The organism is Saccharopolyspora soli, from assembly GCF_022678645.1.
In the GTDB taxonomy this organism is placed as follows: domain Bacteria; phylum Actinomycetota; class Actinomycetes; order Mycobacteriales; family Pseudonocardiaceae; genus Saccharopolyspora; species Saccharopolyspora soli.
Window position 1 is genome coordinate 22,356 of sequence record NZ_JALBWV010000016.1, and the last position, 18,898, is coordinate 41,253.

Annotated in this window: 18 protein-coding genes and 1 tRNA gene; 11 read left to right on the forward strand and 8 right to left on the reverse strand. The window is 67.4% G+C overall.

Going from position 1 to position 18,898, the window contains the following annotated elements; genetic code table 11:
• Nucleotides 1-4 precede the first annotated feature (4 nt).
• From MOQ72_RS14295 to MOQ72_RS14305, 3 genes are all read right to left on the reverse strand, one after another.
• Complete coding sequence (locus tag MOQ72_RS14295; protein ID WP_242183932.1) at nt 5-667, reverse strand: response regulator transcription factor; 663 nt, start codon at nt 665-667, stop codon at nt 5-7.
• 199 nt (nt 668-866) lie between these two features.
• The gene (locus MOQ72_RS14300) at nt 867-2,372 is read right to left on the reverse strand and encodes a sensor histidine kinase (protein WP_242183933.1); all 1,506 of its coding nucleotides are present in this window, start codon (nt 2,370-2,372) and stop codon (nt 867-869) included.
• A complete protein-coding gene (locus MOQ72_RS14305; protein WP_242183934.1) occupies nt 2,335-2,589 on the reverse strand; it encodes a hypothetical protein in 255 nt (84 codons plus the stop codon). The genes MOQ72_RS14300 and MOQ72_RS14305 overlap by 38 nt, the downstream gene beginning before the upstream one ends.
• Nucleotides 2,590-2,774: 185 nt before the next feature.
• On the opposite strand from MOQ72_RS14305, the gene MOQ72_RS14310 reads away from it, so the two are divergent.
• Nucleotides 2,775-6,020 (forward strand): glycosyltransferase, encoded by a 3,246-nt coding sequence (locus tag MOQ72_RS14310; protein WP_242183935.1) that lies wholly within the window; start codon nt 2,775-2,777, stop codon nt 6,018-6,020.
• A gap of 32 nt (nt 6,021-6,052) precedes the next feature.
• Here MOQ72_RS14310 and MOQ72_RS14315 read toward each other — a convergent pair whose 3' ends face one another.
• Nucleotides 6,053-7,327: a flagellar basal body-associated FliL family protein gene (locus tag MOQ72_RS14315; protein ID WP_242183936.1), complete on the reverse strand. Its 1,275-nt coding sequence runs from the start codon at nt 7,325-7,327 to the stop codon at nt 6,053-6,055.
• A 222-nt stretch (nt 7,328-7,549) separates the two neighbouring features.
• On the opposite strand from MOQ72_RS14315, the gene MOQ72_RS14320 reads away from it, so the two are divergent.
• From MOQ72_RS14320 to MOQ72_RS14335, 4 genes are all read left to right on the forward strand, one after another.
• Nucleotides 7,550-9,265 (forward strand): acyltransferase family protein, encoded by a 1,716-nt coding sequence (locus MOQ72_RS14320; protein WP_242183937.1) that lies wholly within the window; start codon nt 7,550-7,552, stop codon nt 9,263-9,265.
• A gap of 21 nt (nt 9,266-9,286) precedes the next feature.
• Entirely contained in the window at nt 9,287-9,943 is a 657-nt protein-coding gene (gene msrA, locus MOQ72_RS14325; protein WP_242183938.1) for a peptide-methionine (S)-S-oxide reductase MsrA, read from the forward strand.
• Nucleotides 9,944-10,276: 333 nt separating this feature from the next.
• Entirely contained in the window at nt 10,277-11,137 is an 861-nt protein-coding gene (locus MOQ72_RS14330; RefSeq protein WP_242183939.1) for a restriction endonuclease, read from the forward strand.
• 486 nt (nt 11,138-11,623) lie between these two features.
• Nucleotides 11,624-11,923 (forward strand): antibiotic biosynthesis monooxygenase, encoded by a 300-nt coding sequence (locus MOQ72_RS14335; RefSeq protein WP_242183940.1) that lies wholly within the window; start codon nt 11,624-11,626, stop codon nt 11,921-11,923.
• An 82-nt stretch (nt 11,924-12,005) separates the two neighbouring features.
• On the opposite strand, the gene MOQ72_RS14340 is transcribed toward MOQ72_RS14335, so the two are convergent.
• On the reverse strand, nt 12,006-12,446 hold the full coding sequence (locus MOQ72_RS14340; RefSeq protein ID WP_242183941.1) for a hypothetical protein: 441 nt from the start codon (nt 12,444-12,446) through the stop codon (nt 12,006-12,008).
• 334 nt (nt 12,447-12,780) lie between these two features.
• Here MOQ72_RS14340 and MOQ72_RS14345 point away from each other — a divergent pair, with 334 nt between their 5' ends.
• Nucleotides 12,781-13,068 carry an antibiotic biosynthesis monooxygenase gene (locus MOQ72_RS14345; RefSeq protein WP_242183942.1) on the forward strand — a complete coding sequence of 96 codons (288 nt, stop codon included), beginning with the start codon at nt 12,781-12,783 and terminating at the stop codon, nt 13,066-13,068.
• A 93-nt stretch (nt 13,069-13,161) separates the two neighbouring features.
• On the forward strand, nt 13,162-13,935 hold the full coding sequence (locus MOQ72_RS14350; protein ID WP_242183943.1) for a hypothetical protein: 774 nt from the start codon (nt 13,162-13,164) through the stop codon (nt 13,933-13,935).
• Between the two features lie 166 nt (nt 13,936-14,101).
• On the opposite strand, the gene MOQ72_RS14355 is transcribed toward MOQ72_RS14350, so the two are convergent.
• Nucleotides 14,102-15,184 (reverse strand): alpha-hydroxy acid oxidase, encoded by a 1,083-nt coding sequence (locus tag MOQ72_RS14355; protein WP_308197874.1) that lies wholly within the window; start codon nt 15,182-15,184, stop codon nt 14,102-14,104.
• A 329-nt stretch (nt 15,185-15,513) separates the two neighbouring features.
• Between MOQ72_RS14355 and MOQ72_RS14360 the strand changes: the two genes are divergently transcribed.
• Nucleotides 15,514-15,723 carry a dodecin gene (locus MOQ72_RS14360; protein ID WP_242183945.1) on the forward strand — a complete coding sequence of 70 codons (210 nt, stop codon included), beginning with the start codon at nt 15,514-15,516 and terminating at the stop codon, nt 15,721-15,723.
• A gap of 224 nt (nt 15,724-15,947) precedes the next feature.
• On the opposite strand, the gene MOQ72_RS14365 is transcribed toward MOQ72_RS14360, so the two are convergent.
• A tRNA-Gly gene (locus MOQ72_RS14365) sits at nt 15,948-16,020 on the reverse strand.
• A 70-nt stretch (nt 16,021-16,090) separates the two neighbouring features.
• The gene (locus MOQ72_RS14370; RefSeq protein ID WP_242183946.1) at nt 16,091-16,501 is read right to left on the reverse strand and encodes a PPOX class F420-dependent oxidoreductase; all 411 of its coding nucleotides are present in this window, start codon (nt 16,499-16,501) and stop codon (nt 16,091-16,093) included.
• Between the two features lie 110 nt (nt 16,502-16,611).
• On the opposite strand from MOQ72_RS14370, the gene MOQ72_RS14375 reads away from it, so the two are divergent.
• The 3 genes from MOQ72_RS14375 to MOQ72_RS14385 all read left to right on the forward strand — a co-directional run bounded on the left by MOQ72_RS14375 (nt 16,612) and on the right by MOQ72_RS14385 (nt 18,839).
• Nucleotides 16,612-17,211 carry an RNA polymerase sigma factor gene (locus MOQ72_RS14375; RefSeq protein WP_242183947.1) on the forward strand — a complete coding sequence of 200 codons (600 nt, stop codon included), beginning with the start codon at nt 16,612-16,614 and terminating at the stop codon, nt 17,209-17,211.
• Nucleotides 17,212-17,395: 184 nt separating this feature from the next.
• Entirely contained in the window at nt 17,396-17,833 is a 438-nt protein-coding gene (locus MOQ72_RS14380) for a DUF983 domain-containing protein (RefSeq protein WP_242183948.1), read from the forward strand.
• Nucleotides 17,834-17,987: 154 nt separating this feature from the next.
• Nucleotides 17,988-18,839, forward strand: a complete 852-nt coding sequence (locus MOQ72_RS14385) for an Fpg/Nei family DNA glycosylase (RefSeq protein WP_242183949.1) — start codon at nt 17,988-17,990, stop codon at nt 18,837-18,839.
• Nucleotides 18,840-18,898: the final 59 nt, after the last annotated feature.

Genomic DNA, 18,898 nt, shown 5'->3' on the forward strand with positions numbered 1-18,898 from the left:
GACCTCAGACGCCCAGGCGGTAGCCCATGCCTCGGACGGTTCGGATGCGTTCGATGCCGATCTTGCGGCGCAGGGCGCGCACGTAGACGTCGACCACGTTGGAACCGGGGTCGAAGTCGTAGCCCCACACGTGCGACAGGATCTGCTCGCGGGAGAGCACCTGCCCGGCGTGCCGCAGGAACAGCTCCAACATCGCGAACTCCCGCGCCGTCAGGTCCACGGTGCCCTCCGGCACCTGCGCGCGACGGGTGCGCAGGTCCAACGAGAGCTCGCCGTCGCGCAGCACCGTGACCTCCGGGACCCGGTCGACCGGCCGCAGCCGCAGCCGCACCCGCGCGAGCAGCTCCTCGAACCGGAACGGTTTGGTCATGTAGTCGTCCGCGCCGCCCTCCAGCCCGGCGACCGTGTCGTGCACCGTGTCCCGCGCGGTCAGGATGATCACCGGCACGGTCACGTGCTGGGCGCGCACCGCCCGCAACACCGAGAAGCCGTCCTTGCCGGGCAGTCCCAGGTCGAGCACCACCAGGTCGAAATCGCCGGTGAGCAGGTAGTCCAGCGCGGTGTCGCCGTCGCCGACGACGGTCGTGGTGAAACCGTTGGCCCGCAACCCCTTCTCGATGAAGGCCGCGATGCGCGCTTCGTCCTCGACGATCAGGATCTTGCTCACTGGCTGTCCGCCTCTCCGCGTTTCTCAGTGGTGGTTGCGTTCAGCTGAATCTCCCGTTTCGTGGTTTCTTGTGGCTGGTTTGCGTCACGGTCCCCTGGGGTGCGGTTGAGGGGGACTGAGGTTGACGCAGGGCTACTCACGCGTTGATCTCCTCGGTCCCGCACCCGGTCGGTCGAATGAGGAGGCGAGCAGGTTTTCCTCATGCGACCTCCTCGGTCGGGTTGTGCGGCGGGAACGCGGGGAGTTCCAGGCCGAAGGTGGCGCCCCGGCCCGGTTCGGACACCACCCGCACCCGGCCGTGGTGCGCGTCCGCGATGGCCTTGACGATCGCCAGACCGAGCCCGGCGCCGCCCTTGCCGTGGCTGCTGCCGTGCGTGAAGCGGTCGAAGATCTTCTCCACCTCGCCCGGATCGACGCCGGGGCCGTGATCGGTCACCCACAGCGACACCGTGCCGCCCGCCGCGGCCGATCCGATGCGGATCTCCGAGCCCTGCTCGGTGTGCTGCACGGCGTTCTGCGCCAGTTGCACCATGGCCTGGGTGATCCGCTGCTCGTCGACCATCACCTGGCCCTCGCCGATGTCGGCGAGCACCCAGCGGCGGTCCGCCAGCGACCGCACCTTGGCCTCGATGTCGCTGGTCAGCTCGGCCAGCGGAACCGGTGCCGGGGTGACGAAATCGGGCCGGTCGGCCTTGGCCAGCACCAGCAGGTCGTTGACGATGCGGGTCATCCGGTCCAACTCGTCGGTGCACAGCCGCACCACTTCCTCGCGTTCGGCCGGATCGTCGCCGAGCAGCTCCAGGTTGCCGCGCACGATCGTGATCGGCGTCCGCAGTTCGTGCCCGGCGTCGTCGACGAACTCGCGCTGGATGCGGAAGGCGTCCTCCAACCGGTCGAGCATCGCGTTGAACTGGTCGGCCAGCGCCGCGATGTCGTCCCGGCCCTCGACCGGGATGCGCCTGGTCAGGTCGTGCTCGCTGATCTCGGCCGCGGCCTGCCGCACGGCCCGCACCGGCGCCAGGATCAGCCCCGCCACCACCCACGACGACAGTGCGGCGAGCCCCACGCCGAGCGCGCTGACCAGCACCAACAACTGCACGGTTCGGTTGGCTTCGGCCATCGCCCCGGCGGTGTAGCGCTCGACGACGAACCAGGACTCCTCGCCCTGCTCGGACTGCGCCCGCACCTTGATCCATTCCATCGGTCCGATCGGGGTCTCGATCGTGCCGGAGTTGTTGGGGTGGGCAACGATCTGGTTCACCAGCGCTTGGTCCACGGCGAGCCGGTCGATGCGGTCCTCCTGCGCCTGGGGCAGCGGATGCAGGCCGGTGGGCGTTCGCCACACGCCGATCAGCGCTTCGTCGCGATCCGGGTACTGCTGGCCCAGGTAGGAGCCGAACAGCTGCTCCGGAGTGGTGAGCAGTTGCCCGGTGCGCGGGTCGCGGCCGGTCGCGGCGAAGGCGGCGAACTCCTGCGCCTCCTGCTCCAGCGACGCGGTGACCTGGTTGTCCACGTCGTTGTGCAGGAACTGGCGGACGATCAGGATCACCGCCAGGAGGACCACGAGCAGCACCAGCAGCAGCCAGCCCATGATCTGGGCGCGGGCCGGGATGCGGGTGCCGGTTCGGTTGGGGAGTTTCGGCAGCGGTCGAGTCGGCGTGCTCGGTTCAGCCGTCGCGGTCGTCGTCATCATCGTCGTCGTCATCGTCCGGCGGTGGCGGCGGCAGTTCGGCAGGTGGGTTGGTCGCGCCCGGCGCCGGTACGAGCTGCGTCGGCTCGGGTCCAGGTGAGCTGCCGATGCGCACGCTCGCCGGAACGTGGGGAGTGCGCGGCGCATCGGTGAGCGCGAAGCTCACCAGCACCGCGGCGATCGGCAGCGCCAGCGCTGCGATCAGCAGGACTGCCTTCGGAACCGACCTCATGCCTGCCACCCTGGTGCCCGGTCGCGAGCTGAGCATGAAAACAAGATGAGAACCTCTTCATCTGCTGCCGGGATTTCGCATCGCGGAAACCGCTCAGATCCGCAACGGTATTTCGGCGTCGCACCACGTTCGCTGACCGGGGACGCTAGCCTGCTGTGGGATTTTCATACGCGGTGAGGGACCGGATGGACAAGCGGCTGATCGACTGGACCGGCGAGCGCTGCGTGCCGTGGACCGATGACGTGCAGGTCATCTACGAGCACTACCACCGCTACGCCTTGGCGGCCCGCTTCGCGCGCGGCAAGCGGGTGCTCGACCTCGCCTGCGGCGAGGGCTACGGCGCCGCGCTGCTCGCGGCCGAGGGCGCCGAGGTGGTCGGCGTGGACATCGACCCGGACACGGTCGAGCACGCCCAGCACAACTACGGCAGTCGCGACGTCAGCTTCCACACCGGGTCGATCACCGACCCCGAGCTGCTCGCCGACGCCAAACCCTTCGACGTGATCGTCTGCTTCGAGGCGATCGAACACGTCGAAGACCACGACGCCGTGCTGCGGCTGGTCAAGTCCCGGCTGGTCCAAGGTGGACTGTTCCTGAGCAGCACCCCGGACACCGCGATCTACTCGCACCAGCACGGCAACGACAACCCGTTCCACGTCAAGGAACTCACCGCGAAGCAGTACGACACGCTGCTGGAGAACGCGTTCCGGCACGTGGCCGTGCTGAAGCAGAACGTGACCGTCGGCTCCCTGCTGACCCCTGCCGACCACGGCGACCTGGACACCGCGATCGAAGGCGTCCGGCTGCAGACCATCGAGCGGGGCGACGGCGGCGAATGGGCCATCCGGCAAGGCGTCCCGCACACCTACCTGCTGGGCATCGCCTCCGACAAGCACCTGCCGAAACTGCCCGCCGCGGCCGTGCTGACCGACGCCAACCTCACTCTTGCCCGCCGCGGGCCGGACGTCGCGCCGATCATCGAACAACGCGACGCAGCAGTGGCCGACGTGGCCAAGCTCAACGAGCTCTACAAGCGCAACCGGGCCGAGGCCGAGGAGCTCAAGAGCGTGATAGCGCGGCTCGAAGAGCTGCGCAAGACCGAAGAACATCGCGCCGACCAGGGGATTCGCGAGCAGGCGAAGCTGCGAGCGGAGCTGGACCGCATCGGCGGCGAGCTGCACGACCGCCAGCAGAGCGCGGAGCGCGATGCGGCGCGCATCGAGTGGCTGCGCGACACCGTGGCGCGGCTCGAAGGACGCGTAGCGGACGCCGAGCGGCAAGCCGCGGAGCTCGGCGCGGCGAACGCGGAGCTGGCGGCGCAGAACTCCGCGCTGGTGCAGCGCGCGGTGGCGAAGTACCGGAAGGTCGTCGAGCGCGTAGCGCCGCGCGGGACCGCGCGGCGCGATGCGTACGAGATCGTGCTCGGGCGCAAGCCGGGCCTGCCGCAGGTCGACGAGGCGACCGAGACCGGGCCGTTGCCGGTGCCGCACAGCGACCGACCGCTGGTCAGCGTGATCATCCCGGTGCACGGCAAGTGGCCCTACACCCGGCAGTGCCTGCGGTTCCTCGCCGGGCACGTGGTGTCCGTGCCCTTCGAGGTGATCGTCGTCGACGACGCATCACCGGACGACAGCGCCGAGAAGCTCGCCGCCTGCGAAGGCGTCCTGCTGGTCCGCGCCGAGCGCAACCTCGGGTTCATCGGTGCCTGCAACCTCGGCGCCGAGCACGCGCGCGGCGATTACCTGTTCTTCCTGAACAACGACACCCAGGTCACCGAGTCCTGGCTGGACATCCTGGTGGACACGATCCGCGCCGACGAACGCATCGGGCTGGTCGGCGCCAAGCTGGTCTACCCGGACGGTCGGCTGCAGGAGTGCGGCGGCATCGTGTGGTCCGACGGCAACGGCTGGAACTACGGTCGCAACACCGATCCGGGCGGCGCCGAGTTCAACGTCGTGCGCGACGTCGACTACTGCTCCGGCGCCGCGATCCTGGTGCGCACCAACGTGTTCCAGCAGGTCGGCGGCTTCGACGCCCGCTATGCACCGGCCTACTACGAGGACACCGACCTGGCGTTCGCGGTGCGCGCCGCCGGATACCGGACTGTGGTGCAGCCGAAGGCGGTCGTCGTGCACCACGAAGGCGTGTCCAACGGCACCGACCTGAACAGCGGGGTGAAGCGCCACCAGGAGCTCAACCGCAAGGCGTTCGTGGCGAAGTGGGCGGACACGCTGGCCGCCGAACACCTGCCGCAAGCCTCGCCGCGCAACCTCTGGCTCGCCCGGCAACGCGGCACGCGCGGTCACCACGGGCCGATCGTGCTGGTCAAGGACCACCAGGTGCCGCGCCCGGACTTCGACTCCGGTTCGGTGCGGATCCGCCGGGTGCTGGAGCAGTTCGTCGAGCTCGGCTGCCGGGTGGTGTTCTTCCCCGGCAACCACGCCCCCTTGCAGCCCTACACCACTGATCTGCAACAACTCGGCGTCACCGTGCTGCCACAACCCGAGTTGCAGCAAGCGTTCCTGCACGAGGCGGGCTCGGAGATCTCACTGGCGCTGCTGTCCCGACCGCAGGTCGCCTGGAGCCTGGTGGAGGAGCTGCGCACCTGCGCGCCGCAGGCCGTGATCGCCTACGACACCGTCGACGTGCACTTCCTCCGGCTGGAGCGGCAGGCCGAACTGGCGGAGCGGCAGGGCGAGCCCGCGCGGGCGGAAGCGTTGCGGCGCAAGGCATTCGCGTCGCGTCAGATGGAGCTCGGGCTGACCCGGTCCTGCGACGTCACGCTGGTGGTGTCGGAGGCCGAGCAGGCGTTGCTGCGCGAGCTGGTCCCGGACGTCGATGTGCGGGTGCTGTCCAACGTGCACGAGGTGGACTGGAGCCCGGCGCGGCTGGACGGCCGCCAGGACGTGCTGTTCGTCGGCAGCTTCGACCACCCGCCGAACATCGACGCGGCGCGGTGGGCGGCGCGCGAGATCATGCCGCTGGTGCGGGACAAGTGCCCGGATGCGGTGCTGCACGTGGTCGGCAGCAATCCGACCGACGAGGTGCGGGAGCTGGTCGGTCCGGGGGTGCAGGTGCACGGCTGGGTGGCGGAGCTGGAGGCGAAGTACGCCGCCAGCCGCGTCACCCTCGCACCGCTGCGATTCGGTGCCGGAGTCAAGGGCAAGGTCGGCGAGAGCCTGAGCCTCGGGGTGCCGGTGGTCGGTACGACGGTGGCGTTCGAGGGCATGCACCTGAAGAACGGCCAGGACGTGCTCGCCGCCGACGACGCGGCCGGGCTGGCCGAAGCAACGGTCCGGCTGCTGACCGACGACGAAACCTGGCGGCAGCTGGCGGAGGCGGGCAAGGCGGGCATCGCCGCCCAGTTCGGCCCGGAGATCTCCCGAGCCGCCCTCCGAGACCTCCTAACCACCGCCGACCACCAACCCTGACCCGACGATCATGATGACTCGAACGTGAGGGGTCAGTCGCGGACTGTTGGTGGGGCGTGGTTGATCTGCTGGTCCAGCAGCGTCTTGAACGCCTGCTGGGCCGCCTGCTTCTGGTCGGACGTCCCGCTGACGTCGATGATGACCGCCCAGTTGTGCGTGACGTAGGCGGTGCGGAACGTGCCGCCGGTGTTGACCACCCGAACGCCCTGGTACGACAGGTCATCCATAGTGGACAGACCCTGTTGGGCGTCCAGGTACGCGTCGACCACGCTCTTGGCGGCGTTCTGGTCGGGCATCCGCAGCGCGAGCAGCGTGGACTTCGGCGTGACGCCGTCGGTGCCGTTGAACCAGCCGTCGATCAGGCCGCCTTGGATCGCGGTGTCCAGCACGTCCTTCGGCTGCAGCAGGCCGCCCTTGGAGCCCTGCAGGCTGGGCACGTCCAATACCCCGGTCCACGGGTGCGCCGGGCCGGGCACCAGGACCAGGGCGTCCTTCGAGCTGTCCGGCGGGGTCGGGTTCGCGGGCGGCGGCGCGGGCAGCTGCTGGGTCGGTGCCGCGCTCGGCGGTGCCGAGGCGGTCGAGTCGCTGGGGGTCCCGGTGTCGCCGCTGGTGAAGTAGAAGAGCCCGGCGACGATCACGCCGACCAGCAGCACGCCACCGATGGACAGTCCGGCGATCAGCTTGCCCTTGCCGGATTTCCCAGCGGTCTCGAACACCTCCGGGCCTTGCCGCATCCACGAAGCGTCGCCGTGCTCCGGAGTTCCCGGCAGGTCGTCACCCCACGGCGTACCAGTGCTTTCCGCGGCACCCCAACCCTGTTGCGGCCCCCACTGCGGCGGTCCGCCCCACTGCGGCTGTTGACCGACGTTGACCACCTGGGTGCGCTCCGAGTCGCTGGGCTGCGGTGGCTGCGGCGCACCTCCGACGAACGGGTTCGGCACGACCTGCGTGGCTTCCTCCGGCGCACCGCCCTGCTGCGGTTGCGGTGGCTGCTGCGCAGCGCTCTGGGCGGCGTCGCCCCAGCTGAACGCTGGCGGGAACGGGTTGGGCTGCTGCGGAACCCCACCAGCGGGCGTGCCGGGCTGCTGCTGCGGGAACCCACCAGAAGGAGTGCCGGGCTGCTGCTGAGGAAGCCCACCGGATGGCGTACCTGGTTGCTGCTGCGGGAATTCGCCGGACGACGGCCCGGTTTGCCCGCTCTGGGCACGGCCGAGCACCGCGTCGCGCCGCTGGCGGTACTCCTCGGCCGAAATCCGCCCCGCCGCGAGTTCAGCGTCGAGGTTCTGCAGCTCGTCTTGCCAGGTCACCGATGCGCCCTTTCCGGATTTCGCGAACGCCCCCATTTGCGATCGACGCCATTCTGGCACCCAGGAGGGGGTGCGGGGTGCACCGGCCGGATAACGATCCGAAGGGCTGTCTGGTCGGACTGGGCCGCGAGGAGGTAATGGGTCCACAACCATCGAGACCCAAGCTAGGCTACGCAGCGTTGACTTCTCCGGCCGGGGACATGACTTGATGGGGTGATCTGGGTGGGTGACGCGCGGGTCGTCCACACCCGCCCGGAGTGGTTCGCCGAGCCGCACCACGGGTTCGCCTGGATCCGGATGATCGGTGCCGTTCTGGTCATCTACGGCCACAGTTCGCCGCTGGTCGGAGCGGGTGATCTGTTCCCCAAGGAATGGGCGTTGCAGCCGGACGAGGGCGTCCTGATGGGCTTCTTCGCGATGAGTGGCTTCCAGATCACCGAGAGTTGGATGCGGGATCCGCATCCCGCCAGGTTCGCCGCGAAGCGGGTGCTGCGGTTGTGGCCGCCCATGCTCACCGTCTCGCTGGGCATGGCGCTGCTCGTCGGCCCGCTGGTGACGACATTGCCGGTCGGTGAGTACTTCGCGGCCCACGGCACCTGGGGCTACATCGTCAACAACGCCGGACTGCTGACCCTCAAGCACGAGCTGCCCGGTGTGTTCGTGGACAACCCGTGGCCGAATGCGGTGAACGGGTCGCTGTGGACGCTGCCGATGGAACTGCTCGCCTACGGCGGCCTCTACGCACTCCTGCTGCTGGGTGCCGGAAAGCACCGGTACCGCTGGCTCGCGGTCGTCGCGCTGATCGGGCTCGTCGCGTGGGACCGGTACCTGGAGCAGTCGCCCGGCTCGGAGTCGGCAGGCTCGTTCCTCAGCGTGCCGGTCGAATCGCTGGTGGCGTTCCTGGTCGCCTTCGCCTTCGGCGTGGTGCTCAACCTGTACCGGATCCCGCTTTCCCCGCTGGCTGCCCTCGCCGGGATCGCGGTGCTGGTGCTGATGCCCAACAGCATCACCGCGTCGTTCTGGATGACCTTCGTGGTCAGCTACTCGGTGGTGGTCGCCGGGCACTTCTGGCCGTCCCGGCTGACGGTGCCGGGGGTGTGGGTCAACGGCAGCTACGGCGTGTACGTGTGGGGCTTCCCGATCCAGCAGTTGCTGGCGATGGGCGGGATCCGCAACCAGTGGCTGATGCTGATCTGCGCGGCGCCGCTGGCCTACTTCATCGGCACGTTGTCGTGGAAGTTCGTCGAAGAGCCGACCATGAAGCTGCGGCACTTCTTCACCCCGGCGCCGAAGAAGGAACCCGAACCAGCCGAGGACGACCTCGAAGACCTGGACGAGCTCGAAGACCTCGACGAGGACGAGCCGGACGAGGTCGAGGACGACGAGCCGGACGACGCCCAGCCGGACCGCGAGGCGACGACGATGCGCCGCCCGCTGCCCCGTCCACCGGCGCCCAGCCGAAACGGTGCTGCCCCACCGGAGGCGCCGACCAAGATGACTCCGATCGCGGCCGAACGCACCGGCCCGGCCCACGCCCGAGCACCGCAGGGCACGCCGCCGAAGGGTACGCCGACCAGCGCCCCCCGCACCGGCACCCCGGTGAACGGCGCTGCCCAACCGAATGCACTCGATCGTCCCAATGGCGCCCGGCTCAACGGCTTGCCGATGAACGGGACCCAGCCGCCGCTCGACCGGCCGTACCCGCGTCCGCGCCGCCTGTCCGATCGTCCGCCGGTCCGCCCGCCGACCCCGCCGGACGAATCGGTGCTGGCCAAGCGGCTCTCCGGCGACCTGGACGCCCCGCAGGCCCCGACCGCGCGCCCGCGCCCACCGGTCCGCCGGTCGGCCGGGCGGCACGCCCGACCCGAGCCGCCACCGGCCCCGGAGGAGGAAACCCGCCCGGTTCGGCCGCATCCCAAGCGGCAGGACCGCCCGTGAACACCGCGTACCCTCGGATGCATGGCGCTTTTCGGTGACAAGATGAGCCTGATCGATCCGGCCGACGCGCTGCCGGGCCGTTCCACCCCGCTGCCGGTGGCGGAGTGGCATGCGGTGTTCTCCGATCGCCGGATCGTGCCGCCATTCCCGGCGGGCTACGCCACCGCGGTGGTCGGCATGGGGTGCTTCTGGGGCGCGGAGCGAACCTTCTGGCGCACCGATGGCGTGTGGACGACCGCCGTCGGCTACGCCGGTGGTTTCACGCCGAACCCGACGTACGAAGAGGTGTGCAGCGGTCTAACCGGCCACACGGAGGCGGTCCTGGTGGTCTTCGACCCGGCCGCGATCAGCTACCAGCAGCTCCTGAAGGTCTTCTGGGAGAACCACGACCCAACGCAGGGCATGCGCCAGGGCAACGACTTCGGCACCCAGTACCGCTCGGCGATCTACTACGCGGACGACCAGCAGAAGGCCGAAGCGGAAGCCAGCCGGGCCGCCTTCCAAAAAGCCCTGACCGCAGCGGGCCTCGGCGAGATCACAACGGAAGTAGCCCCCCTGCGCGACTTCTACTACGCGGAGACCTACCACCAGCAGTACCTCTCCGACGCCAAGAACCCCAACGGCTACTGCGGCCTCGGCGGCACGGGTGTCTCCTGCCCAGTGGGCTTGAGCATCTAGCGCACCATCCCGCTTCTTGAGCGGTTGGCACCTGCGTTGGGTGTTGAGCTCGTTGTGCGGTTCGATCCCCGGAGTTCCGCCGCGTAGCCGGAAGATCAGCGGCCTCCGCCGAGCGTCAGATACACACTCGGCGGCACAGGTGTCTGCTGCCTGGTGGGTCTTACAGCAGACGGCTCCTGAACACGCCGCTGGCGACGAGGAGCCACTCCAGCGGGTGTAGCCAAGCAGCTGTTCGTTTGCCCAGGCGGTGTTGTTGAGCAGATCGACGAGATCGATCTCCGCCCGTGCTGACGTCCTCGATCACACCGCCACAGCCTGCGGCATGCTGTATTCGTGACGAACGCATCCGTACCGGCGTACACCGAGCTCCTGTGGCCCACTGTTCTCGCTGCCAGAGCACTCGGGAGTTCCGCGTCGATCGAGGAGATCGTCGAGAAGGTCCTGGAACAGCAGAACTTCTCCGAGGAGCAACAACAAGTGCTTCACGGTGATGGGCCGCAAACGGAGATTGAGTATCGACTGGCCTGGGCGCGCACCTATCTCAAAGGAATGGGGCTGTTGGTCAACAGCCGACGTGGCGTGTGGAGCCTCACCGAGGAGGGCAGGCACGTCGTCGTGGATGAGATCGCCGCCAGGCACAAGGAATACACCGCACGCCTTCGAGACGAGCAGAAACGACGCCGCAGCGCTGCGCCCACGGGTAGCACGAGTGGCGACGACGAGGACGGGTCGGACTGGCGAGATCAACTTCTCGATTTGCTCCTGGAGTTGAAGCCGGATGCGTTTGAACGTCTTGCTCAGCGCCTACTCCGTGAGGCGGGTTTTATCAACGCGACTGTCACCCGCCGAACTGGTGATGGCGGGATCGACGGTCTCGGCGTGTACCGCATGTCCCTCGTCTCATTCCCGGTCTTCTTCCAGTGCAAGCGCTACAAGGGAAGTGTCGGTTCAGCAGCGATTCGCGACTTCCGCGGAGCCATGGCTGGCAGGGGTGACAAGGGACTGCTCATCACAACCGGTTCCTTCACCAGCGAAGCGAAGGCGGAGGCCACTCGTGACGGTGCGCCGCCGGTTGACTTGATCGATGGCCAGCGGCTTTGTGCACTGCTCAAGGAATACGAGCTCGGAGTGAAGACCACCGTGCGACAAGTCGAGGACGTCTTGGTAACTCCGGAATTCTTTCAGGACTTCTGAGTCGGGGAATAGGTACAGGAGACCGGCGGCACCGGCTTCTCACGTTGATCTATACCGCCCGGCTCCTGGTTCTCCGGTCTGTTGGCAGGCCGCCGGAGTTGGCGTCGCTCCGGAAAGAAAGCTCAATCTGTGGAAAAGCTGAGAATTCCCATGGTCACTGCGGCCTTGGGGTGCCCGGTGAGGCTCGATTCGATGAGTAATCCGAGCACCAATGGCCGCTGGCGTTTCTCAGCTTAGCCACAGGGTGATCTTGTAGAAAGCTGTCTCCGGGCTGGCCCGTGTAGACTTTCCCCGCGGCGGTTCCAGGAAGTCTGGACTGCGCCATGCCAACGAGTGCGTGGTTGAGGTCGACGTATCTGTAGTCTCGCGTGGGTCCCCTCGTGCGCGCTCTGGACAAGGCTGTGGATAGGCGCAACGCCGAGGGCTGTTCGTCAGCTCGGGGACGGGATTCCTTTTCGATTTGTGGGTTTGGGACGGGAGACGGCAATGGAAGCGCGAGTCAGCACCTACGCTGGCCCGTCCGAACGGCGCGAGGAGCTGCTTCACGCTCTTGGTCGGATAGCGCGGGAAGTTCAGCAGCTCGACGGCTTTCGGGGTGCTTATGTCCTCGTCGGTCGCCCCTGCACTCAGTTGGTGACCATGACGGTTTGGGAAAGCGCTGAAGCCGTCCAGGCCAGCGCCGCGGAGGCGAAGAAGATACGCGCCCAGGTCGCCGAGGAGAGCGGCCAAACGATCGAGAGCGTGGAAACCTGCGAGGTCTGGTTACACCTCGGCCCAATCCGATGAGCTCTGCAAATCCAGGCAGCTGGGCTTTCGTCGGCGACGAACTCGACCGGTTGGGGGCCGTCCGGTGAAAGCACTGCCCGCATTAGCTGTGCGGATCAAGGGTCAAACTGTTGTGAAGAAATTGTCCAGACGGGCTCTTGGGCATCGGGTCGTTCGTGCAATTGATCGATGAAAAGGCTTTCCGCGCGATACGCGAAACCGCGCGGGCCAGGAATGGCTCCGGGTGGCGGTTGAGGCGGTGCCGGTGCGTTCGGTTCGGGTTGATGGTCGTCCGGTCGACTAGGAACGGGTCGGGTACGGGGGACCGGTGTCGGGGGAGCTGCCGAGTGGCGGCACGGCCCCGCCGGGTGAGCCGGGCAAGTCGCACCTGGCCGTCGCTGGCTTGGATGCGGGGAAGCTCGCGCAGGGTGGTCAGGACGTAGTCGGGCATTCCGACAGCGGCATCGTCGCCGTGCTCGCGGTACCAGGTGGCGCGGTCGGTCGTGATGGTCACGGTCACCGAGATCGTGAGCTGTTCGCGCACTGTTGCCATCCTTCCAAGACGAGGAACCCGGTGGCCGGGACCCGCAGGCTGGGCCCCGGCCGACGTGCTTGCGCCCGGTGCGGGCGCGTCTGAGACCAACACGTCCCGGAGCGGCGAACGGTTCGAGCTCGGGCGCAAGAGAATGCGCGCGCAGCTGTCGGGCCGGTGATCGACAGGCTTCCGCCCTGCACAGGACAGGGCAACAGCGGAACTCTCAACTCCGCAGGAGGGGCATCCACGGGCAGGCGTCAGCGCGACTTGCGCGCGCAGGCCAGGGCGTCACACGGTGCTGGGTAGCAGCGGAGCCAGGCGGGAGAAGGCCGTGGAAGCGCGAGTGAGCACCTATGCGGGCCCGTCCGAACGACGTGCGGAGCTGCTTCAAGCCCTTGGCCGGATAGCGCGGGAAGTCCGGCAGCTCGACGGCTTCCAGGGGGCCTACGTCCTCGTCGGCCGCACCTGCGGCCAATTGGTGACCATGACGGTTTGGGAAAGCGCGGAAGCCGCGCGGGACAGCGCCGCGGAGGCGAAGAAGATACGCACCCAGGTCGCCGAGGAAAGCGGCCAGACGATCAAGAGCGTGGAAACCTACGACGTCTGGCTCCACCTCGACCCACCCCAATGAGCCCTGTCCAACCGGACAGCTGGGCTCTAGGCGAGGTTCTGGGCCAGTCGAGTGATGGTGGAATTTTGCCCACCGGCACCATCGACGCTAATTATGATCAACAAACGCCTCGAAAAGAGGAACCGCAACCGGGCTGCGGCCTCGCGTTGGCAGGAACCGAGCACGCTGATCGCCGCGGTCGCGGCTGTGATCAGCCTGGTGGCCGTGTATTTCACCTGGTACCAGATGCAACGCCCCAGCGACCTGGCGATCGAAGCGGTGCGTTCCTATGCGCCGGACGACCTGAACCGCGCGGGAGAGATTGAGGCGGCGGACGGCAGGCCACCTGGTCCGCGCATCGACATCGTGCTGCGGAACTCCGGAAACGGCGAGGGGCTCATCGACCAGATCAAGCTGCGCGTGCTGAAAACGGCGAGCCTCAATATTTGCAGCAAGGTCGGGGGATTGGTCGTGTCGTCGGCGACTTACGATTTCGTCGTCAAGGAGGAGGCGCCACCCGAATACGAGGTGGTACGGGAATCTGCCCCGTTCGCGGTGCAGGACGGCAGGCTGGACCAGCTCACGATCTCGGTCGACATGTCGTCGTTCGACGACCCGGCCGTCGCCGTCGTGGAGGTCGTCTTGCACGACTCCGCCGAAGAAGAGCTGTCCACTGGTCCCGTCGCGATTACCGGCAACGGCGTGGTGGGCGAACTGATCGGAACCGACGACGGCGGCGAGAACTGGGAATTCAAGGACGACGGTCCGGACGGCCCGGAGTGCATGCGGCGCAACAAGGCGAGGTTGGCCGGGGTGATGGCGTTTCCAGACCTGAAGGCATCGGACCAACTGGCCCTCGTGCACGAGGAACTGCAGAAGTACCGCTGACTTCCGGCGCAAACCCGTTGTGGGGTCAGGATTCGTTGTTGCTGGCCCCGAGCGCGTTCGAGGCCATGATCGTGTCCATCAAGTCGGGCCGGTTCGACCGGGCCTGACGACCAACGCGTCGACGGGGAGGCGTTCTCACGGGAAGCCTCCCCGTTGCGTTTGCCGGTCAGAGTTCGGGTTGTTGGCCGTAGTTGAGGATGTGGGCCGGTAGGGTTTCGGCTTCCGCTGGGGTGGTGCAGCCGGTCATCATCAGGGTTTGGCCGAGCTCCGCCGTCATTCGGCGGAGGACGTTGAGGACGCCCTGCATGCCGCCCCGGGCCAGGCCGTAGAGGATCTGTCGGCCGACCAGCACCGCCGAGGCTCCGAGGGCCAGCGCCCTGACCACGTCCGTACCGGTCGTGATGCCGCTGTCGACCAACACGTCGAAAGAACGGCCGTTTTCCGGCAGCGCCCGCTTGACCCGAGGCAAGGCGAGTGCGGTGGGCAGTGCGCAGTCCAGCTGCCGCCCACCGTGGTTGGACACCACAACGCCCGCCGCACCAGCGGCGTGGGCCCGCTGCGCCGCCTCGGGAGACAGGATTCCCTTGACGTAGACCGGCAATGACGTCGACGCGACGAGCCGCTCGATGTCCGCCCACCCCAGCGAAGCGTCGAGCTCAGTGCTGTCGGTCATGGCCGGTCTGACGTCACCGCCCGGACTGAACTCCGCAGCCCGCTCGCGCTCACTGCCACGCCGCACCGGCGCATCGACGGTGACGAACAATGCAACGCAACCGGCCTGCTCGGCACGATCAACCAACTCCCGCCGAACGGCGGAGTCCCGCAACCAGTACAGCTGGAAGGCGCACTGCGCACCGGATTTCACGATGTCCTCAACCCGAGCCGAAGCCATGGTGGAGACAACCACGGGCACCCCGACCTCGGCACAAGCGGCGGCGATCTCCAAGTCCCCATGAGGCCAAACCAACCCGGCCAACCCCATCGGAGCAACCGCGATCGGAGCCTCCGAAGCAACCCCGAACACAACGCCATGAGTAGAACTACGCGAAACGTCAACGGGCAACTGGTGTTCGAGGAAGACGCTGTCCCAAGCAAGCCGGTTGGCAACCTTCGAGGTCTCCGAAGAACCAGCAGCCCCACTGACGAAAGCCCAGGTGGGCTCGGTGAGAACGGCCCGAGCAGCGGCCTGTTCGGCCTCGCCGGTGATGGGCGCGGGTGGAATCTCGGACATCAGCAACGCCCCTCTCATCAGCCGACAAACCCATGATGACCCCACCCACCCCCATTCATAAGGTCCAATCAGCTGGATCCAACACCCACCCACCCAAGACCCAACCCCAAATCAAAACCCACAAAGAAAGCAACCAAGCCCAAGCCAAAACACGGCCAAAGGCCGACAATCCCCACCACACGGCCGCAGGCCGACAATCCCCACCACACGGCCGAAGGCCGACCCCAAAGACCCCTCCACACACACGGCCGAAGGCCGACCAACCACCACCACACGGCCGAAGGCCGACAACCACGACCACCCAACATCGGCTTGCGCCCACCGCCGGTCCCCCCAACCATCAACCCATGACGGACCACGTGTACCGAGTAACAGAAGTAGTGGGCTCCTCGAAAACAGGAGTCGACGACGCAATCAAAAAAGCGGTGAACCGAGCATCACAAACCCTGAGAAACATAGACTGGTTCGAGGTAATAAACGTAAGAGGCCACGTAGAAAACAACGAACTGGCCCACTACCAAGTAACCCTGAAAATAGGCTTCCGCCTAGAAGACTAGAAACCACAACCAAAAGAAGCACCAACAGCCGAAGGCTGGAGCCCGATGCGAAGGTGACGATGAGGCTGGTGGGTGAGCAGGCCGGGAACACCCCGGATCGCAAGGAGCGGGCGAAGGGTGACCACCGCACCGTAGGGGGGCTTGGGGGGATTCGATCCCCCCAAAATAGTGGTGAGGGGACGAGGTCCACGCAATCCGTGGACACACGTCCCCATCCCCGAGCGAGCGGATGACGGGACTCGAACCCGCGACCCTCACCTTGGCAAGGTGATGCGCTACCAGCTGCGCTACATCCGCATCTTCAGTGCCCTGCCGGGCTGTTGGCACCACTTTAACGCATCGTTTCAACCCTGTTGGGCTGGGGGCGTCATCGGGTTGGGGAGCCGACCGCGCGGGTCAGCGTCAGGCGCAGCAGCACGCGGTGTTCTTCCTGCATGGCTTTGCGGTAGGCCGCCCAGTCCTCGTGTTCGCCGGAGATGCTCCGGTAGTACTCCTCCAGCGGCGGTAGGGCGGTGGGGAGTTCGACGATCTCCACGTCGCCTTCGACTTGGATCCAGTGGCCGAAGAACTGGTCGGGTAGGACGCACAGCCAGGCGCGGGGGTGGCGGCGCAGGTTGCGGACTTTGGCGGAGCCAGCGACAGTGCTCACGGTGACGTGTCCGGCGCTGTCCGTCGTGGCCAGCACCGGTGTCATCTGGGGGGTTCCGTCGGCGCGCAGCGTGCTGAGCACTGCGCGGTGCTGTTTGCCGATCACTTCGCGGGCTTCGTCGAGATCCACTGCGACCTCCGTGTTGTGCCTGGTGACACCGTGACTCCGGGACGTCCACGGTAGCGATTTCGCCGGTCTCGCGATATTCGTCGGGGCCGGTCTGGGGGGAGAGCATGGGGATGAGCGATGCTGTGGAGGCGGGTCCGTCGCCGGATGATCGGGCGCTGCTGGAGCGGTTGCGGGCGGGCGATGATCTCGCCTACGGCGATCTGTACCGGCGGCATGCGCCTGTGGTGCGGCGGTTCGCGTTGAGCAGGCCGCGACCGGGGATCGATGTGGACGACGTGGTCGCCGAGGTGTTCTTGCGGACGTTGCGCGCGGTTCGCACCGGGCATGGTCCGCGGGAGACGATTCGCACCTATTTGCTGACGGCGGTCCGGCGGGTGTTGGGGGAGTGGTCGGCGGCCCGTCGGGATGAGCCGATGAATGCCGATGAGCTCGGCGAGCACGCGCCGCGGCAGCGGGACCACCAGTTCGTGCAGGCCGAGGGTGAGTTGCTGGCGCGCGCGTTCGACCGGTTGCCAGCGCGCTGGCGAGAGGTGTTGTGGCGCACCGAGGTCGAGGGGCATCAACCGGCGAGCATCGCCGATCAGCTTGGACTGACCCCGAATGCGACGGCGGTGTTGGCGCACCGGGCGCGTCGCGGGTTGCGGGAGGCGTACCAGCAGGCGTCGGAGTTGCCGGTGCGGCGCGCGGCGCGGTGCCTGCGCCGCGCTTGATGGTTCGCGTTCGGGGCTGGCCCGGACGCCGCGCATGATCGACAATGGGCCCGTTCGGGGATGACTGTCACCCGTCGGGCCCATGACGCACGCGGTACCTTTGCTTCACGCTCGGTGACCGACGGGATTCGAGTGGCGAGACGATGATCCGAAGCGACCAGCCCGGGTGGGCGGGGAGGCGACGATGAACCGGGTGGTGCGGGGCTCCGACGGCCGGGAGTGGACCATCAAGGCGAGTTTGGAGTGGTCGAATCCGATCGCGGCGGACGAGTTCGAACACGACGTCAACGGGGGCCCGGCACCGGCCATCCTGATGGGTGCGGTGTTGTTGTTCCTGGTCGTGATGTTCGTGGTTTGGACGCCCGCCGAGGTGATCGTGCCGACTTGGTTGATCTTGCTGCTGGTGGTCGCCGTGCTGTTCTTCCCGGTCCGCTGGGTGCTGCGGCGGCCGTGGACGATCACCGCCGCGACGCCCGGTGATCAGGACGAGAACCCGCCGGAGACCTGGGTGGGTGTGGTCCGCGGTTTCGTCAGCGTCCGCCAGGAGATGTCCCTGGTGGCCCGGCACATCGAGCTCTACGCGGAACCCGACATGAACGGCAGCCTCCAACCCGTGGAGTAGTCGGAGTGAGGGGCACCTGTGACCAAGTAACTGGGTCACGGGTGCCCCTCACTCTTCACCCCAACGGGAAGCGAGCGGTGCGCATGGGGTCCGGGACAGGTGCTTCGTGAGGTAAATCACTCGCTGGGTGTTGTTGTTGCGGCACACTGGGGTGGTGCCGGAACTTCCCGAGGTGGAGGCGTTGGCCCAGCACCTCCGCGATCATGCCGTGGGCCGGACCGTTGTTCGTGTCGATGTCGCGTCGATGAGCGTGTTGAAGACCGCCAGCCCGCCTTGGACGGAGTTGCACGGTCGCGAGGTCACCGGCGCGGTGCGGCACGGCAAGTACCTCGATCTCGACTGCGCTGGGCTGCACCTGGTCTGCCACCTGGCGCGGGCCGGTTGGCTGCGCTGGTCGGACAACCTCTCGCCAGCGCCGCCGAAGCCCGGCAAGGGGCCGATCGCGTTGCGGGTCAACCTGGGCGGCGTGGGCTTCGACCTGACCGAGGCCGGTACCCAGAAGAAGCTCGCGGTGTGGGTCGTCGCCTCGCCCGACGAGGTGCCGCGGCTCGCGAAGCTGGGGCCGGATGCGTTGAGCCTGGACGTCGGCGGGTTGACCGAGATCTTGGCGGGGCGCACCGAGCGGCTGAAGACGCTGCTCACCGATCAGTCCACGCTGGCCGGGGTGGGCAACGCCTACTCCGACGAGATCCTGCACGCCGCGAAGCTCTCCCCGTTCGCGACCGCGGGCAAGCTCGATGCCGCCGCAGTCGAGCGGCTGCACGACAGCATGCAGGAGATCTTGCGGGACGCGGTGGCGCGTTCGCTGGAGCAGGACGCGGCGCGGCTCAAGGCGGAGAAGCGTTCGGGGCTGCGGGTGCACGGACGCACCGGAATGCCGTGCCCCGTGTGCGGTGACACGGTGCGGGAAGTGTCTTTCGCGGACCGGTCGATGCAGTACTGCCCGACCTGTCAGACCGGTGGGAAGCAGTTGGCGGATCGTCGGTTGTCTCGGCTGCTGAAGTAGTTGTCCACAGGCTGTGGACAATTCGTCCGGTTGTACACAGTCGCATACCCGCTGGTTGA

What these genes read in the sequence shown, in the direction of transcription:
- MOQ72_RS14310 (WP_242183935.1), top strand. Translation starts at nt 2,775, where the DNA reads ATGGACAAGCGGCTGATCGACTGGACCGGCGAGCGCTGCGTGCCGTGG.
- MOQ72_RS14380 (WP_242183948.1), top strand. Translation starts at nt 17,396, where the DNA reads ATGAACCGGGTGGTGCGGGGCTCCGACGGCCGGGAGTGGACCATCAAG.
- MOQ72_RS14335 (WP_242183940.1), top strand. Translation starts at nt 11,624, where the DNA reads ATGGAAGCGCGAGTCAGCACCTACGCTGGCCCGTCCGAACGGCGCGAG.
- msrA (WP_242183938.1), top strand. Translation starts at nt 9,287, where the DNA reads ATGGCGCTTTTCGGTGACAAGATGAGCCTGATCGATCCGGCCGACGCG.
- MOQ72_RS14350 (WP_242183943.1), top strand. Translation starts at nt 13,162, where the DNA reads ATGATCAACAAACGCCTCGAAAAGAGGAACCGCAACCGGGCTGCGGCC.
- MOQ72_RS14300 (WP_242183933.1), bottom strand. Translation starts at nt 2,372, where the DNA reads ATGACGACGACGATGATGACGACGACCGCGACGGCTGAACCGAGCACG.
- MOQ72_RS14375 (WP_242183947.1), top strand. Translation starts at nt 16,612, where the DNA reads ATGAGCGATGCTGTGGAGGCGGGTCCGTCGCCGGATGATCGGGCGCTG.
- MOQ72_RS14355 (WP_308197874.1), bottom strand. Translation starts at nt 15,184, where the DNA reads ATGAGAGGGGCGTTGCTGATGTCCGAGATTCCACCCGCGCCCATCACC.
- MOQ72_RS14360 (WP_242183945.1), top strand. Translation starts at nt 15,514, where the DNA reads ATGACGGACCACGTGTACCGAGTAACAGAAGTAGTGGGCTCCTCGAAA.
- MOQ72_RS14305 (WP_242183934.1), bottom strand. Translation starts at nt 2,589, where the DNA reads ATGAGGTCGGTTCCGAAGGCAGTCCTGCTGATCGCAGCGCTGGCGCTG.